Source organism: Mycobacterium sp. 852002-51961_SCH5331710, from assembly GCF_001665535.1.
Taxonomy (GTDB): Bacteria; Actinomycetota; Actinomycetes; order Mycobacteriales; family Mycobacteriaceae; genus Mycobacterium.
The window spans coordinates 35369-51435 of record NZ_LZSQ01000107.1; the positions used below are offsets into that span (position 1 = coordinate 35369).

At 69.2% G+C, this 16067-nt stretch carries 14 protein-coding genes and 2 riboswitches; of the genes, 6 read left to right on the forward strand and 8 right to left on the reverse strand.

Annotated features, from left to right (window positions below):
* The 3 genes from A5752_RS18745 to A5752_RS18755 are packed head-to-tail and all read right to left on the reverse strand — an operon-like array spanning position 1 to position 3206.
* On the reverse strand, positions 1-510 hold the full coding sequence (locus A5752_RS18745) for a type III secretion system chaperone family protein (protein WP_067088521.1): 510 nt from the start codon (positions 508-510) through the stop codon (positions 1-3).
* Positions 510-1838, reverse strand: coding sequence for a D-inositol-3-phosphate glycosyltransferase (gene mshA / locus A5752_RS18750; protein ID WP_067088522.1), 1329 nt, complete (start codon positions 1836-1838; stop codon positions 510-512). Before mshA ends, A5752_RS18745 begins: the two co-directional genes overlap by 1 nt.
* A 36-nt stretch (positions 1839-1874) precedes the next feature.
* Positions 1875-3206 carry an ROK family protein gene (locus A5752_RS18755; RefSeq protein ID WP_067088525.1) on the reverse strand — a complete coding sequence of 444 codons (1332 nt, stop codon included), beginning with the start codon at positions 3204-3206 and terminating at the stop codon, positions 1875-1877.
* Positions 3207-3396: 190 nt separating this feature from the next.
* Between A5752_RS18755 and A5752_RS18760 the strand changes: the two genes are divergently transcribed.
* Positions 3397-4155 (forward strand): SDR family oxidoreductase, encoded by a 759-nt coding sequence (locus tag A5752_RS18760; protein ID WP_067088529.1) that lies wholly within the window; start codon positions 3397-3399, stop codon positions 4153-4155.
* A gap of 72 nt (positions 4156-4227) precedes the next feature.
* Here A5752_RS18760 and A5752_RS18765 read toward each other — a convergent pair whose 3' ends face one another.
* Together A5752_RS18765 and A5752_RS18770 are read right to left on the reverse strand one after the other, a co-directional pair.
* On the reverse strand, positions 4228-5529 hold the full coding sequence (locus A5752_RS18765) for a L,D-transpeptidase (protein ID WP_067088531.1): 1302 nt from the start codon (positions 5527-5529) through the stop codon (positions 4228-4230).
* Between the two features lie 15 nt (positions 5530-5544).
* Positions 5545-6600: a UDP-N-acetylmuramate dehydrogenase gene (locus tag A5752_RS18770; protein WP_067088533.1), complete on the reverse strand. Its 1056-nt coding sequence runs from the start codon at positions 6598-6600 to the stop codon at positions 5545-5547.
* Positions 6601-6626: 26 nt separating this feature from the next.
* Here A5752_RS18770 and A5752_RS18775 point away from each other — a divergent pair, with 26 nt between their 5' ends.
* Together A5752_RS18775 and A5752_RS18780 are read left to right on the forward strand one after the other, a co-directional pair.
* Positions 6627-7133 carry a DUF2505 domain-containing protein gene (locus A5752_RS18775; RefSeq protein WP_067088534.1) on the forward strand — a complete coding sequence of 169 codons (507 nt, stop codon included), beginning with the start codon at positions 6627-6629 and terminating at the stop codon, positions 7131-7133.
* A 60-nt stretch (positions 7134-7193) separates the two neighbouring features.
* Complete coding sequence (locus tag A5752_RS18780) at positions 7194-7976, forward strand: methylase (RefSeq protein WP_067088535.1); 783 nt, start codon at positions 7194-7196, stop codon at positions 7974-7976.
* Between the two features lie 6 nt (positions 7977-7982).
* On the opposite strand, the gene A5752_RS18785 is transcribed toward A5752_RS18780, so the two are convergent.
* Complete coding sequence (locus A5752_RS18785; RefSeq protein ID WP_067088537.1) at positions 7983-9521, reverse strand: high affinity choline transporter 1; 1539 nt, start codon at positions 9519-9521, stop codon at positions 7983-7985.
* Between the two features lie 23 nt (positions 9522-9544).
* Positions 9545-9654, reverse strand: a riboswitch (guanidine-I (ykkC/yxkD leader).
* A gap of 118 nt (positions 9655-9772) precedes the next feature.
* Positions 9773-9836: riboswitch (guanidine-III (ykkC-III) riboswitch) on the forward strand.
* Positions 9837-9847: 11 nt separating this feature from the next.
* Here A5752_RS18785 and A5752_RS18790 point away from each other — a divergent pair.
* The 3 genes from A5752_RS18790 (at position 9848) to A5752_RS18800 (ending at position 12854) form a co-directional block, all read left to right on the forward strand.
* Entirely contained in the window at positions 9848-10990 is a 1143-nt protein-coding gene (locus A5752_RS18790; protein WP_067088568.1) for an agmatinase family protein, read from the forward strand.
* A gap of 89 nt (positions 10991-11079) precedes the next feature.
* The gene (locus A5752_RS18795; RefSeq protein WP_067088539.1) at positions 11080-11907 is read left to right on the forward strand and encodes a carbon-nitrogen hydrolase family protein; all 828 of its coding nucleotides are present in this window, start codon (positions 11080-11082) and stop codon (positions 11905-11907) included.
* On the forward strand, positions 11904-12854 hold the full coding sequence (locus A5752_RS18800) for an LmeA family phospholipid-binding protein (protein WP_082963965.1): 951 nt from the start codon (positions 11904-11906) through the stop codon (positions 12852-12854). The genes A5752_RS18795 and A5752_RS18800 overlap by 4 nt, the downstream gene beginning before the upstream one ends.
* A 3-nt stretch (positions 12855-12857) precedes the next feature.
* Here the strand turns inward: A5752_RS18800 and A5752_RS18805 are convergent, their stop codons facing one another.
* A complete protein-coding gene (locus tag A5752_RS18805) occupies positions 12858-14261 on the reverse strand; it encodes a zinc ribbon domain-containing protein (RefSeq protein ID WP_231983454.1) in 1404 nt (467 codons plus the stop codon).
* A gap of 104 nt (positions 14262-14365) precedes the next feature.
* Complete coding sequence (locus tag A5752_RS18810; protein ID WP_231967386.1) at positions 14366-15994, reverse strand: S53 family peptidase; 1629 nt, start codon at positions 15992-15994, stop codon at positions 14366-14368.
* Between the last annotated feature and the right edge of the window lie 73 nt (positions 15995-16067).

Sequence of the window (16067 nt, forward strand, 5' to 3'; positions counted from 1 at the left end):
TCAGTCGTCCTCGTCGTCGATGAGGTGGGCGAACGCCTGCAGGTTCTTCAGTGACTCGCCGCGCGACACCCGCCACTCCCACTCCTTCTGGATCGACGAGCGAAAACCCAACTCCAGCAAGGTGTTGAAGTCGCTGTCGACCGCTTCGAGCACCTGGCCGAGGATCCGGTCGACCTCGTCGGACGTCACCGATTCCAGCGACATCCGGCCGACGAGATAGATGTCGCCGACGTTGTCGAGCGTGTACGCCACGCCGTACAGGCGCCGGTTGCGCTTGAGCAGGAACCGGTACACGCCCTCGTGGTTCTCGTCGGGTTTGCGGCAGACGAACGCCTCGATCCGCACCGAGTGCTCGCCGATCGACAGGATGGTGTTGGTCTTGAGGCGACGCTCGCCGGGGAGTTCGACGATGATGCCGGGCAACCCGCCGTGCGCGCCTTCGTGATACGTGCAGACGAGGTCGTTCTCCTTGCACGCCTGCTCAATGACCTTCGCCGCGTCGGTGCTCATCAGGCGCGCACCCCCCGCCGCCTCGCGAATCGCCGGCCGGTGCGGCGTGCGCCGTCGCGCAGCTGATGACGGCCCCGGTAGTCGGCCATCGCGCGCCCGTAACTGGCCAGCAGCGCGTCGACAGTGCGAGCCCACGAGAACGTCGCGGCATGCGCGACGGCTGCGGGCCGAAGGTCGTCGGCGCGCTGCAGCAGATCGCCGATCGCGTGCGCCCAGTCGCCGTCGTCGTGCCCGTCGACCAGCGTCCCGGTCACACCGTCGCGCACCGCAACCGGCAGGCCGCCGACCGACGCCGCCACCACCGGCGTCCCACACGCCTGGGCCTCGATCGCGACCAGGCCGAAGGACTCCGAATAGCTGGGCACGGCCACCAGGTCGGCGGCCCGGTACACGTTCACGAGTTGCTCGCGCGACTGGGGCGGCAGGAACGTCACGCGGTCCGAGATACCCAGATCCGCGGCCAGCCGAACCAGCCCGTCGGGGGCCTGCAGCCCGCTGCCCGACGGGCCGCCCGCCACGAGCACGCGCACGCCCGGCAGTTTGGCGGCCGCGCGCAGCGCGATATCGGGCGCCTTCAGCGGTTGGATGCGGCCGACGAACGCGACGATCTGCTCGTCGGGGTCGAGTCCCAGCGCGGCGCGCGCGGCGTTGCCATCCCCGGGTGTGAAGGTCTCGAGGTCGACGCCCGGATGCACCACGTCGATCCTCGCCGGGTCGGCGTGGTGAACCGAAACGAGTTGCTGCGCTTCATGTTCGGTGTTGACGATCAACCGGTCGGCCTCGTCGACCACCTGCTGCTCGCCGACCGCGCGCAGCGGAGGCTCGGGTGAGTCGCCCTCGGCGAGAGCGGCGTTCTTGACCGCGGCCAGCGTGTGCGCGGTGTGCACCAACGGCACCGCCCAGCGGTCGCGGGCCAGCCAGCCGACCTGACCGGACAGCCAGTAGTGCGAATGGACGACGTCGTAGTAGCCGGGTTCGTGGGTGGCCTCGGCCCGCAACACCCCCGCGGTGAACGCGCACAGCTGGGTGGGCAGGTCGTATTTGTCGAGCCCCTCGAACGGCCCGGCAACCACGTTGCGCACCAGCACACCGGGTGCGACCCGCACGATCGGTTGGTCGGCCGACGACGTTGCACGGGTGAAGATCTCCACCTCGACGCCGCGGCGGGCCATCTGCAGCGCGCTCTGGAGCACGTAGACGTTCATTCCGCCCGCGTCACCGGTTCCGGGCTGGGCCAGCGGCGACGTGTGCACCGAGAGCACGGCGACGCGCCTCGGGACCGGCAGTCCGGCGGCATCGAAGCGGGGCGGATCCGTCGCTAGGCGCACACAGACATGTCTACACCGTCGGCGGAAGGGGGCCCGTCAGGCCGTTGCTTCGGGCCTCCGCGGCTGGGCGCGCCGCATGGCGCCGATCGGGTCGGCGTACAGCCCGCCGAGCGACACCACGCCGGCGCCGGCCTCCTGCACGCGGTTGCCGAACGCGGTGAGCCGGATCTCGCGGGCGGGCATCACCGAACGCTGCGCGAACGCGGCCTCCACGGCGGCCATGCCCTCCGGGTACTCGGTGAAGGCCTGGCCGCCGACCACCAGATCGTCGGGGTTGAGCATGTCGCGCAGCAGTGCGACCGCCTCCCCCAGCACGCGAGCGCGCTCGGCGAGCAGTTCCTGCGCCGGTCCGTTGCCCTGGCGCGCCGTCTTGAGCAGTGCCTGCATGGTCGAACCCGGACCCTCGGCCGCGATGATGCGCGACTTGCGGGCGGCGGTCAGCACCGCCTCGTCGCTGACGGTGGACTCCAATTGTCCGGTGCCGCCGAGCAATTCGGAGTGGGCGGGCAGCCCGGCGATGGTGCCGGGGCCGCTGCTCGGTGAGTGCACCCGGCCGCCGATCGACAGCGCGTAGCCGACGGTCTCACGGGCGTAGACGTACAGGCTGGTGCCGGCAGGGGCCAGTAGCGCGTCCGGCCACGACGGCGGCCTGCGCACCCCGAGCAGGAGTTCGGCGCCCGCCATCGCGTCGACGTGCGAGGCGACCGACACCGGCAGTCCGAGCGCTTCGGCGAGCACGGGTCCGACCGGTGCATCCGTCCATCCCAGCCGGGGGTGGTCGAGGTAACCGGTCGCGCTGTCGACGACGCCGCCGGCCGCGATTCCGACCCACAGCGGGCGGCGACGATGCCAGCGACTCAGGTAGCGGCGGGCGCTGGCGGCCAGCGAGGCCAGCGCCGCGGCCTGCGTGCCCCGCGGGGTCGGTGTCTCGACCACGTCGAGGGTGCGGCCGAACAGGTCGGTGGCGACGATGCTGGTGGTCTTCGCGCCGATGTGGATGCCGAGAGTGAGGAACGGCTCGTGGTTCACCTCGACGGGTACACGCGGCCTGCCGATCGCGCCGGAGACCGCGAGGTCGGCGCGTTCCCGCAGCACGCCGGCCTCGAGCAGCGCGGTGACCTGGCGGTTGACGGTCGCGATACTCAGGCCGGTGACCTGGGCGATCACGTCACGGGCGATGGGTCCGCGCAGCCGGGCGGCGCTGAACACCGAGGCGGCGGCGGCGTCGGCGACCTTCAGCGACGGCGCGACGATCCGCGTGCGTGCCTGCGGGAACCGCGGCGTAGCGGGCGACAGCGTGCGCTTGGCGTGCTGGGCGCTGCGCACAGGGCTCTTGGCGGGGAGGGTCGTGGTGACGGAAGTGCGCATCTGCTTGTCCTTTGAGGAAAATCGGCCTGCGGGGGGTCTTCGAGCCACACCCGGCGATTCAGCAGGACAGCGATGTCGTCCAGAAACAGTCAGGCGCGGCGAGGCGTGCGACAACAACAACACGCACGCCGCATACAGGCCTGACTGGACAACACGAGGTGAACTTAGCACGCCAACTAAGGTTGGGCAGATGACGACTTTCCAGGCCGACGGTCGTGTCGCGGTGGTCACCGGCGCCAGCGCCGGGATCGGTGAAGCGACCGCGAGAACCCTTGCTGCACAAGGCTTTCACGTCGTCTGCGTGGCCCGTCGGGAAGCCCCCATCAAGGCCCTCGCTGCGGAGATCGGCGGTACCGCGATTGTGGCGGACGTCACATCGCAAGAGGCGGTATCGGCGCTGGCAGCGGCCGTGGACCGGGTCGACGTGCTGGTCAACAACGCCGGCGGGGCCCGCGGTCTCGACCCGGTCGTCGAGGCCGACGTCGAGCACTGGCGTTGGATGTGGGAGTCCAACGTGCTCGGCACGCTGCTGGTGACCCGCGCGCTGCTACCGAAGCTGATCGCGTCCGGCGACGGGCTGATCGTGACAGTCACGTCGATCGCGGCGGTGGAGATCTACGACAACGGCGGCGGGTACACCTCCGCCAAGCATGCGCAGGGCGTGCTGCACCGCACGCTGCGCAGCGAGCTGTTCGGAAAACCGGTGCGGCTCACCGAAGTTGCGCCCGGCATGGTGAAGACCGACTTCTCGCTGAACCGGTTCGAAGGTGACGAGGAGCGCGCCGCCAGGGTCTACGAGGGCGTCACTCCACTGCTGGCCGAGGACGTCGCCGAGATCATCGGGTTCGTCGCGAGCCGGCCGTCGCACGTCGACCTCGACCTGATCGTGGTCCGGCCGCGCGATCAGGTCAGCGGGGCCAGCGGATCGCGGTTCAACCGCCGCACCTGAGCTCGGTCGTCTGGTGTGCATCCAGATCGCGATTCGGCGGCCTCTGGGCCGGTCTCCCGATCTGAGCGCACACTAGCGGCCGGGGCGGGGCGGGCGGCCGTTCACCGGCTCCGGCGCGCCGGACGGTGTCGCGGGCGCGGTGCTCGGGATGTCCGGCGCGTTCGCGTCCGACAGCGCCGACATCGCCTTCCACTCGTCCCACGGCACGGCCCAGTCCCAGATGTCGCCGTCGGCGTAGGAGAGCTCAATGCGCGTGCCGGTGACCTCGACGGGATCGCCGTACATCGCGGTGTTGAAGTACTGCTGGGCGTCCTCGGTCGACAGGTTGATGCAGCCGTTGGTGACATTGGTGTTCCCCTGCGCGCCGGAGCTGGCCGGGTTGGCATGGATGAACTCGCCGTTGTTCGAGATCCGGACGGCGTACCGCTCCCGGATATTCGCGTAGCCGGCCGCGGGATTGGTCATGTAGAAGTCTTCGTACTTCTCGGTCACGACGTGGATGCCGCTACGAGTGACGTTGCGGTCCACGTCACCCTCGCCGTAACTGCAGGGGAAGTCCATGATCACTGCACCGGCACCGTCGAGCACCTGGATGCGGTGCGACGACGCCTCGGCCTTGACCACCTGGCGGCGGCCGATCTCGATGTGCAGCGAGATGTCCTGCGCGCCGTACGCGCCTTCGCCGAACGGCACGCCGTAGAGCTTCGCGTCGACGCTGACCTTGGTGCCCGGCGGGTAATAGTCGCGGGCGCGGTAGTGCACGCGCGATCCGCCGACCTCGTCGGGCAGCCACGCCCAGCTGCCTTCCACCTGCGGGTCGCTGGTGACCTTGAGCGCCTTCTCGACGGACGCCTTGTCGCTGATCGACGCGTCGAACTGGATGATGATCGGGGCCGCCACGCCGACGACCTGGCCGTCGGCGAGCTGGAAGCTGCCGTTCACCTGGGTGCTGGGGTTGACGGTGGAGAAAGCGCCCTCGACGGGCACCGCCTTGCCGTCGCGGCCGACGGCCGAGCCCTTCCACGAGTACTCGACGCCGTAACCGAGAGGTTCGGTGATCGTGAACTCGGTGCGGTCGCGGTTGAGCGAACCGGCGACGGCTTTTCCGTTGGAGTTGGTCAGCGTGACGCGCTGGAACCAGCCGTCGACGACCTTGACCCCGACGCGGGCGGTCGGCGCGACGTCGGAGGCGCCGTCGTCGGGCGTGAACTTCAGAGAAGGGGCGTCGGGCGCTTCATCGGATTGCGACGCAGGGGAGCCGTCTTTCTTGGACGTGCACGCGGCCAGCACGCCCGGCGCGACGACGCCAACCGCCAGTGCGGCCAGGGCGCGCCGCCGATTGAACCCCGGCGGTTGGGGTTCGGGAGTACTCACGTGAACCGAGCGTACCTACAGCGAGCACCCGACCAGGACCGGCTCGGGTGTGAGGTCGATCCCGAACTTTCTTCGGACTCCGTCACGTACCGCCCTGGCCAGCGCGATCACGTCGGCGGTGGTGGCCGCGCCGCGGTTGGTCAGCGCCAGGGCGTGCTTTGTCGACAGCCGGGCGGCGGCGCCGTCGCCCGGATAGCCCTTACCGAAGCCGGCCTGTTCGACCAGCCAGCCCGCCGCGAGCTTGACGCCGTCGGGCGCCGGATAGTTGGGCACCGGCCCGTCGAAGGAGGCGCGCAGCCGGTCGAATTCCGCGGCGGGGACGACGGGGTTGGTGAAGAACGAGCCCACGCTCCAGGTGTCGTGGTCGTCCGCGTCGAGCACCATGCCCTTGCTCGACCGCAGGGCCAGCACCGCGTCGCGAACCTCGAGCGGATCGGCGCGGGTGCCCTGTTCGGCGCCCAGCGCGGTGGCCAGTTCCCGGTAGCGCAGTGGCGCGCTGCGCCCTCCGGGGTCCAATGTGAACTCGACCTCGAGCACGATCGCATCGTGCGCATGTTTGAGGACGCTGGTGCGGTAGCCGAACCCCAGTGCATCGGGCGCAACCCAGCGGTCCTCTCCGGTACGACGGTCCAGCAGCCGCACCCGCCGGATGGTGTCGGCCACCTCGGCGCCGTACGCGCCGACGTTCTGCACCGGCGTGGCGCCCGCGGAGCCGGGGATGCCCGACAGGCATTCGAGGCCGCCGAGGCCGTGCGCCAGCGCGGTGACCACGACGTCGTCCCAGACCGCACCGGACTCGGCGCGCAGCACCTCGCCGTCGACGGTGATCTCGGTGTTGGCGAGATGAATGACCGAAAGGTCGGTCAGCTCGTCGGACAACACGACGTTGGAGCCGCCCGCGAGAACCAGCGCGTCGGTGTCAGGGCCCATCTCGCGAACCACGTCGATGACCTTCTGGGTGGTGTCGCAGCTGATCAGCCGGCGTGCGACGGGTCCAATCCGCAGCGTCGTCAACGGCGCGAGCGGCACCCGCTCCTCGACGGAGGCACCCCCTAGTTGCGAACCGACCACGGGCGGTAACGGTAGCCTGACCAGCTATGCCGCGCTCATTCGACATGGCCGCCGAATACGGGGGCACCGTCGAGCAGGTTCACCGGGCGTTCGGCGACGAGCGCTATTGGCTCGCGCGGCTCACCGATTCCGGCGCCGATATGTACTCGCTGGATTCGATGGTCCTCGACGAGCAGGGCGGCATCGACGTGGTCACCACGCAGACGCTGCGCGCCGATCGGCTGCCGGGTGTGGTGACCCAGTTCCACCGCGGGGACCTGAGCTTCGTGCGTGAGGAGGCGTGGACCCCGGTGCTCGACGGGAAGGCAACCGCGAAGGTCAAGGGGTCGATCCCCGGCGCTCCGGCCAGCCTGACGGGCACCGCGGTGCTGTCGCCTGCGGGCAGCGGTTCGCGGTTGGAGTTCACCGTCGAGGTCGAGGTGCGAGTTCCGTTGGTGGGCGGCAAGATCGAGAACTTCATTGGCGGGCAACTGGTCGACCTGCTGATCGCCGAACAACGCTTCACCACGCAGTGGATCGCCGAGAACGCCTGATACTCGGGGTCATTCGGCGTGGATCGAAGATCGCGGGCCGGCGGGCCCTACACTCGGGCCATGAGCGGGCCCATCGGTCAGCTGACTCGGGGCACCACCGGCTACAACCGGTTGCGCCGCAGTGACCGTTGGCTCGTCCACGCGCCGCGGGTGCGCGCCACGCTGGCCGCCGCCGGGGACCCGCTGGTCATCGATCTCGGATACGGCGCCTTGCCGGTGACGACGCTGGAGCTTGCGGCGCGATTACGGGTGGTGCGCAACGATATTCGCGTCGTCGGGTTGGAGATCGACCCCGCCCGCGTGCAGGCGGCGCAGGCCGCGGGCACGGACGCGATCCGATTCGGCCGCGGCGGTTTCGAGCTGGCCGGCATGCGGCCGGTGCTAGTGCGGGCGTTCAACGTGTTACGCCAGTACCCGGTCGACGCGGTGCACGAGGCGTGGTCGACGATGCAACGCCAGCTCGCGCCGGGTGGACTCATCGTCGACGGCACCTGCGATGAGCTCGGCAGGCGATGCTGCTGGATCCTGCTGGACGCCGACGGCCCGGTGAGCCTGACGCTGGCCTGCGATCCGTTCGCGATCGAGCGGCCGTCCGACCTCGCCGAACGGCTGCCGAAGGCGCTGATCCACCACAACGTCGACGGTCAGCCCGTACACGCGCTGTTGACCGCCGCCGACCGGGCGTGGGCCAGCGTCGCCGGTCATGGTGTATTCGGCCCACGGGTGCGGTGGCGCGCGATGTTGGACCTGTTGCGCGACAACGGCTTCCCGGTGGCTCCGGCGCGCCGCCGCATGCGCGACGGAGTGCTCACCGTGCCGTGGTCCACCGTCGCGCCGGTCTGACCCGGGCTACCGCGCTTCGGCGTTGCCCGCCAACGCCGGAACGCCGTGTTCGATCTCCTCGGCGGTGACGTCGAGCGCGTCGTCGACGTCCTTGGCCAGCTGGATGTCGAGCCCACGCAGATGCGCGGGCCGGGTCATCAGCGACACCACGACGTAGGTGACGATCGAAGCGGCGAACGCGATGAACGTCGGCCAGCCGTCGAAACTCGCTGGAACCAGATCGTTCTGGACATACAGGATCGTGTTGTCGACACCGTAGATCGTCGGGGTCAGCACGAACAGCACCAGCCGGACGACCAGTCCCACACCCATCGCGGCCATCGCCGCGGTGGTGGTGCCCCGCCGCCACACCAACCCGAGGATGAACGGGACGACCAGGCACGCGAGCAGCAGGTCGAACGCGAGGGTCAGCAGGATGCCCGTCTGCTTGACGTAGATCGCCAGCGCGATCGAGAACACCGTCATCGGAACCATCGCGATGCGGGTGGCGCGCAACAATGGATCGCGCTGACCGGGGACGTGGACACGGCGGATCCCGCCGAGGTTGCGCACGCAGACGTTCGAGATCGCCAGGATCGCCCCGTTGGCGGTGCTCATCGACGCGCCGACGAGCCCACACAACACGATCACGGTCAGCACCGTCGGGGCGTACTCGCCGAGCAACACGAAAAGCACTGGGCCGTCGAGATCTTCGGGCAGGAACGTTTTGGCGGCCAACACCACCAGACCGAACGGCACGCAGATCGCGACCGTACCCGTCGCCGCGACGAAACACGCACGGCGCGCGCTCGCCGGTGACTTCGCGGCGAACACCCGCTGCATGAAGTCGATCGCGACGATGTCGCCGATGCCGAGGGCGATCAGCGTTGCCCAGTTGATCACCGCACCCTGCGCCGGGTCCGACAACTGTCCGAGGGCCAACGGGCCTGTGCCCTCGGCGATCTCGAAGGTGTGCGTCGAGGCCATCCACACCAGCATGCCGACGGCGCCGATCAGGATCAGCGACATCTGGATGATCGCGGTGTAGGCGTCGGCGATCAGCCCGCCGGTACCGGTGTAGGCCACCGCGATTCCGGCGATCAGCACGACGCCCAGCCAGTACGGCATGCCGAGGAAGTAGTTGAACAGGAAGCCACCCGCGACCAGGTTGCCCGCCACCAACATGCAGAACCCGACGGCCAGCAACGCGGACGCGCCGACCTCGACCGACCGGCCGAATCTGAGCCGGTAGTAGTCGGGAAACGACGTCAACCCCATGCGGTTCATCGGTTTGGCGAAGAACACACCGGTGATGGTCAGGCACAGGGCCAGCCCGAGCGGCAGGCTCGCACCGGCCCAGAAGCCGAACTCGTAGGCCAGGTCGGTGTTGCCGAGCGTGGCGTTGGTGTCGACGGCCGAACCCATCAACGCCCCGCCGATCAGCCAGTAGGGCAACATGCGGCCGCCGACAAGGAAGTTCGCGCTGTCACCCTCGATGCGTTTGGACACGTAGAAACCGACGGCGACGACGACCACGATGCTGACGGCCACACCGAGAAGAATCATGTGGAGCTCCTATGCGCGATGGAGTCTCCCGGGCTTTTGTCCCGCCGTGGAACGTCCGCTGCGCCGCGGCCGCCTGCGTCTCTCGGACCAGCCCGCACACCGTGTGCGCGGCGGAACCCTAGACGCGCCTCACAGGTCAACGTGAGTCGCCGACAAGCGAAACCCCCGGCTGTTACGTCCGACCGCGCGCCTCGTTACGGCTTTGTTGCGATTCGGGTGGCGCATCGCGGCGGGTCGGAAAAGAATGAGCGGCAGGAGCCCATCGGCTTCCCGGACGAGGTGTGCCGTACCCGGTCAGCGACAAGACGGCGCGTGAGGAGCACCTTATGACCGACGAGAATAAGCCCCTCAACGCCGAAGGCGCCTGGGCGCAACAGGCCGAGGCCCGGCTCTCCGACCGTCGCGAACGCGAGGAGATCGAACGCAGCCTGACCTTCGGCCTCGAGGCCGCCCCGACCATCAACGACCGCCGTATCTCGACGTTCGTGCGCGGCGAGTTGCCGCACTTCGCCGGCGAGCGTGGCACCTTCCTCAAGTGTCCGTTCGTCGAGGACGTGAACCAGGTCGACGACGCCGAGGTCGCGATCTTCGGCGTTCCCCTCGACGCCGGCGCCACCTACCGTCCGGGCACCCGCTTCGGCCCGCAGGGAATTCGACGCTCCACCAACCTCTTCGGCACCTACAACTACGAGTCGGGTGTCGACCTTCGCGAACAGCTCAACATGGTCGACATCGGCGACGTGTTCACGATCCCCGGGAATCTGGAGAAATCCTTCGACCAGATCAGCCAGGCCATGGCGCACGTGGTGAGCAAGGGCGTCATGCCGGTCGTGCTGGGCGGCGACCATTCCATCGGCTTCCCCACCATCCGCGGAATGGCCCCGTATCTGGACGGCAACGTCGGGATCATCCACTTCGACCGCCACGTCGACACGCAGGAGACCGACCTCGACGAGCGCATGCACACCACGCCGTGGTTCCACGCGACCAACATCAAGAACGCGCCGGCCACCAACCTCGTGCAGATCGGCATCGGCGGGTGGCAGGCCCCACGCGCCGGCGTGAAGGTCGGGCGCGAACGTCAGTCGACCGTGATCACCGTCGGCGACGTCGAACGGGTCGGCATCGAGAAGATCGCGGAGATGGCGCTCGAGGTCGCGTGGAAGGACGCCAAGGCGGTGTACCTGTCCTTCGACATCGATGTGATCGACGCCGGATTCGTCCCGGGCACGGGTTGGCCGGAGCCCGGCGGCCTGTTGCCGCGCGAGGCGCTGAACCTGGTCAAGATGGTCTCCGAACCGGGCCTGGCCGGCATCGAGGTTGTCGAGTGTTCGCCGCCGTACGACTGGGCCGAGCAGACCGCGCTGATGAGCTCGCGGGTGATCCTCGACAGCCTCGCCGCACAGGTGCGGTCCGGGAAGCTGGGCAACAAGGCGGCGGCGCTGCCCCGGCCGGCCTGGGGCCCGTAGCGGCCGACGCGAGACGCGATTTGTGTGCGTTGTAGAGCGCTGAGCGCAACAGAACGCACACAAATCGCGGCGAAAGTAGTCTGGGCCGTATGCGGATTGCCCTCGCGCAGATCCTCAGCGGGACCGACCCGTCGGCGAACCTCGGGCTGGTCGAGGACTACACCCGCCGCGCCGCCGGCGCAGGCGCGCGGATGGTGTTGTTCCCCGAGGCCACGATGTGCCGGTTCGGGGTGCCGCTCGCGCCGGTCGCCGAACCGCTCGACGGGCCGTGGGCCTCGGGCGTGCGGGCCATCGCCGAGCGCGCGGGCATCGTCGTCGTCGCCGGCATGTTCGTACCGTCGGGCGACGGACGCGTGGTCAACACGCTGATCGCCGCCGGCGCCGGTGTCGACGCGCACTACGAGAAGATCCACCTCTACGACGCATTCGGGTTCACGGAGTCCAAGACCGTGGCGCCGGGACACGAACCCGTGCTGATCGACGTCGACGGTGGCTCGGGACCAGTGTCTGTCGGCCTGACGCTGTGCTACGACGTGCGCTTTCCCGAGTTGTACGTCGAGTTGGCCGAACGCGGGGCCGAGTTGATCACCGTGCACGCGTCGTGGGGCAGCGGTCCGGGCAAGCTCGACCAGTGGACGCTGCTGTCGCGGGCCCGCGCCATCGACACGACCGGCTTCGTCGCCGCGGTCGATCAAGGCCACCCCGACCCCGACATCGCGGCGCTGGGCCCGACCGGTGTGGGAGGCAGCCTGGTGGCCTCCCCGACCGGCGAGGTGCTGGCCTGCGCGGGCGACGACCCGCAGTTGCTGGTGACCGACATCGACCTGGATGCCGGGCGCAAGGTACGCGAGACAATCGCGGTGCTGCGCAACCGCGCGGACTTTGCTCGCCGCGGTAAGGCAGAATCGCGGTCGTGACCGACCCATGGGCCCGCCCGAACCAGCCATCGACGCAACAGGGCCAGGTCCCCCCGACTCAGCCCGCCCAGGTGCCCACACCGGACCACGGCCAGGCTCCCCCGGCTGACCAGGGGCTCCCCCCGCAGGGGCCACCACCTGCGCAGACCCCGTCGCCCGGGCCCCAGGGACCGCAGGGGCCCAACGACCCACCGCGCTCCGAATCCAAGCTCAGGGGCCTGCTGCGCGATCCGCTGTCGATCGTGCTGGTGATCGTCATCGTGGTGGCGCTGGTGCTGGCCGGTTTGCTGGCCGGAGAACTGTATGCCCGCCACCGCGCGAACACGGTGGTCGCCGGTGTCACGTCATGCGTCGTCGAAGACGAGGCGAGCGCATCGTTCGGCGTCATGCCGCCGTTCCTGATCCAGCACATGACCGGCCACTACACGAACATCCACATCGAGACGGCCGGGAACCAGATCCGCGACGCCAAGGGCATGAAGGTCGAGCTGTCCATCCAAGACGTCCGCCTCGAGGACACGCCCACCTCGGGCGGCACGGTCGGCTCCCTCGTCGCGGACATCGACTGGTCCTCCGATGGCATCCGTCGGACCATCTCCGACTCCATCCCGATCATCGGCGCGTTCGTCACCGGCGTCTCCACCAACCCATCCGACGGCACGATCGAGCTGGAGGGCGCGCTGGGCGGCATCAAGGCGCGGCCGACGGTCGCCGACGGCGGCATCACGTTGGAGGTGATCTCGCTGACCGGGCTCGGCTTCACGCTGCCGCGTGAGACCGTGCAACCGGCGCTCGACGCGTTCACCTCCGAGCTGACGAAGAACTACCCGATGGGCATCAAGGCCGACTCGGTGAAGGTGACCGACGACGGTGTCGAGAGCCGGTTCTCGACGCGTAACGCCGACATTCCCAAGGGCCAGCAGGACCCCTGCTTCGCGGCACTGTGACCGTCAGTCGCTGACACCGCCCCACCGGAAACTGTTGACGTACTTGCCCATATCCATCGCCAGTTGCAGGTTGGCGCCGGAGGGATGGCCGGTACCGAAGTCGGGACTGAACGCACGGTACGGGCCGATCGCCGAGGCCACCAGCGCGTAGTCGTTCTTGACGGCGACCATCACGATCAGCCGGAGCCGGGTGAAGCTGCCGCTGGCGTCCTGTGGATAGTCGTCGGCGACGACGCCGTAGCCGGGCTCGTAGCCGACCATCGCGTTGGGAATCTCGTATTCCGTTGTGGCGTCGGGGTAGTACTCGTCGATCAGGTCCTCGGCGATCTGCTCGGCCGTCCGGTGGTCGGCGGGCAGGCCGAACAACTCGAGGGTGCCGGTGTCCCCGCCGGTGAACTCCAGCTCGACGCCGTCGGGGTTCAGCGTCGCCTCATACGCGCTGCCCGGGCCCGGATACTGCACGGAGAACGCGCCGTCGGCGGCGTAGAAGCGTGGATTCGACTCGATGGGTTCGCCGATCGGTGGCCGTCCGCAGTCCGGTGGGCACACGACCTTCGGTATGTCCGGTGTGCTCAGCACGGCCGCCACCACACCGGCCGCGGCCACGATGACGGCGCCGAGGCCGAGCGTGGCCAACACCCGGGCGCGCCCGTCGCGGCCCGTCCGCGGTTCCGCCGCTCCCCCCGCCGAATCCTGCACGACGCGCAGCGCAGCCATTGCCACCGCCGCGACGGCCGCGTGCACGGCCAGCTGCACGACATGCGGGACGGGGGCGTACTCGGCGACGCCGGTGATCGCGTAAAGCAGCAGTGTCACAACCACACTCGAAGCGACTGCTCGGCACCTGCCCGCCCACAGCGCGATCCCGACGAGCCCGCCGAGCGCGAGCGCCGTCAGCGGCAGGATGAGGCCCTGGATACCGGCCTGCACCATGAGCGCGCTGACCCAGAGGTCTTCGGCCCTGACGCCCGTCGCGAACTGCGGGGCCAGCCTCACCAGGGTTGCCGCGGTCGTGAAAACGACGGCGCTCAGCGCACCGATCGCATAGCCGTCCAGCGCGGTGTGGGCCGCCGGCCGCCGTAAACGCAGCAGTGTCGGTGGAATCAGCATCAGCAGTGCGCTGCCGACCGGTATCACGGTGCCGATCAACAACTTCTCGCGATTGAACTCGCCACCGCTGAGAGCAACGTGGTGTGCCTCGGCGACGATTCTGCCGGTGGCCAACGCCCACCCGAAACCGAGGAGCGCGGCGAGCAGGGCGGCCATCACCAACGGCCGAACACCGCCATTGCCCGCCTGGCGGGGATAGAACGCGAACACCAATGTCACGCCGACCGAGGCGAGCGCGATCAGCGGCGCCTGCCACCGCAGCGCCGCCAGGACGACGAGCAGCGCGGTATACCCCACGAGCGCCAGCCCGAGCGTCGTTTGCGACGAGGCCGTAAGGTTCGGGAAAAGGATGCCCGTCAACGGGTTTCGCCACCGATACCGGCGACGTGGTGGCGCTTCGGTCAACGCGCCGACTTCTGAAGGTCGAGAAGGTTGCGGGCGAGGTTCTCGGTGTTCGGAGTACCGAGGCCCGTCACCAGGTCGTAGCCCGGCATCGCCAGGTCGACGGCGTTGCCACCCTTGCCCACATCGCGGAAGCCGGGCAGTCGCGACCCCGAAGCCATCTGGTACAGCAGGGGATTCAGGTTGCCCACCGGCCGTCCGCCGTTGGCCACCAGGTACTGGTTCATCAGTACCGTGAGCGCCGCCCAGATCGGGGCCGACTGCGACGTGCCGCCACCGACCACCTCGCGTTGGCCGAAGATGAACCGCACACCGGTGAACGGATCGGCGACCGCGGCGACGTCGGGAAGCAGACGGCGGCCCTCGGTGTCACGCTCGACGCTCAGGTTCCGCTGCCACGCCGGCCGCTCGAACAGTTTCGACACCCCACCGCTACTGCCCTGCGACAGCGGGGAATCCACCCAAGCATGCTCGCCCAACCACTGCCCGCGCGTGCCCGTCGACAGCGTGGTGCCGCCGACGGACGTCATCGTCGGCAGCGAGGCGACCGCGTCGACACCGATATCGTCCGGCCCGGGCGGGGCCGACCATCGTTCACCGCCTTTGCATTCCAGACCGGCAGTGTCTCCGCTGGCGTCGAACGCCGTCGTACCGCGCCGCTGCGCGGCCATCAGTGCGGCTTCGACCGGCGCCAGATCGGCTGCGGTGGCGAACGCCTCGCATCCCCACCCGATCGACAGGCTCCACACCGCCCCCGGGTAGTCGCGATCGACCTGCTCGAACAGCTTCCCGAGCTTTTCGTACGTGCCGTCGCCCTCCACGGTCGGCCTGGCGTTGACCACGACGAGTCGGGCATCGGGCGCAATCGCATGCGCCACTTGCAGATCCATCGCCGTCTCACCGTGCACTTCGGACGGCTTGCCGCCGACGATCTCCGGGGTGAACCGCGGTAGACCCGACGTGTCGGCGAACAGGTCGAGGTCCGCTTGCTCGACGCTGTCGAACGCGAAGATGACGATTGTCGCGCCCTTACCGGTGAAGCCGGCGTCGGACAATGGATTTGCGTTGTACGCCGACAGCAGCCCGTCGGGTGCCAGCCCGCCCTTGGGCACGTCGAGCGGAACGACGTCGGGCCTCTTCATGCGGTACGGGGTGTAGCTCATGATCCGGCCGACGGCGGTGACGTCGTCACGCAGTTGCGGCGGTATCGACGGTTGCTCCGCCGATGCGTAGAACTCTTCCCCCTTCGGGGACCGGTAGTCGCGCACCGGAACCGAGAAGGCGCGCGCGAGATCCCCGGCGCCGCCCTCGACGATCGCCCATCCGTCACCGGGCCGCCAGCGCACCCACAAATTGCGCGCGTCGGCCCAGCCCATCAGGGCAGCGGGACGATCGGGACCATCGAGCGTGACTGTGACTTGGGCGTCCGCCGAACGTGACGGCCCCAAATCGGTCGAGCTCGAAAGCAGGGCCGCGTACGGCCCGGGAATCACCGCCGGGGTGCGCGATGCACACGCACCCGTCGCTGCGATCAGCAGCGCGGCGGTGACTAGGGCCGGGGCCCGGCCTTTACTGGCCGTGAGGACCGCGGTGTCGACCGGGCGTCGGTCCCGGAGCCGGCGGCGCATGGACCGTCGGCGAGAACGGGTTCGGCTCATCGGGATTGATGCGCGGCGCCTTCTCCGTCGGAGTGGCGGGAGG

Coding starts and splice junctions, on each gene's coding strand:
- A5752_RS18745 (WP_067088521.1), bottom strand. CDS start 510: ATGAGCACCGACGCGGCGAAGGTCATTGAGCAGGCGTGCAAGGAGAAC.
- A5752_RS18755 (WP_067088525.1), bottom strand. CDS start 3,206: ATGCGCACTTCCGTCACCACGACCCTCCCCGCCAAGAGCCCTGTGCGC.
- A5752_RS18760 (WP_067088529.1), top strand. CDS start 3,397: ATGACGACTTTCCAGGCCGACGGTCGTGTCGCGGTGGTCACCGGCGCC.
- A5752_RS18775 (WP_067088534.1), top strand. CDS start 6,627: ATGCCGCGCTCATTCGACATGGCCGCCGAATACGGGGGCACCGTCGAG.
- A5752_RS18780 (WP_067088535.1), top strand. CDS start 7,194: ATGAGCGGGCCCATCGGTCAGCTGACTCGGGGCACCACCGGCTACAAC.
- A5752_RS18785 (WP_067088537.1), bottom strand. CDS start 9,521: ATGATTCTTCTCGGTGTGGCCGTCAGCATCGTGGTCGTCGTCGCCGTC.
- A5752_RS18790 (WP_067088568.1), top strand. CDS start 9,848: ATGACCGACGAGAATAAGCCCCTCAACGCCGAAGGCGCCTGGGCGCAA.
- A5752_RS18795 (WP_067088539.1), top strand. CDS start 11,080: ATGCGGATTGCCCTCGCGCAGATCCTCAGCGGGACCGACCCGTCGGCG.
- A5752_RS18810 (WP_231967386.1), bottom strand. CDS start 15,994: ATGCGCCGCCGGCTCCGGGACCGACGCCCGGTCGACACCGCGGTCCTC.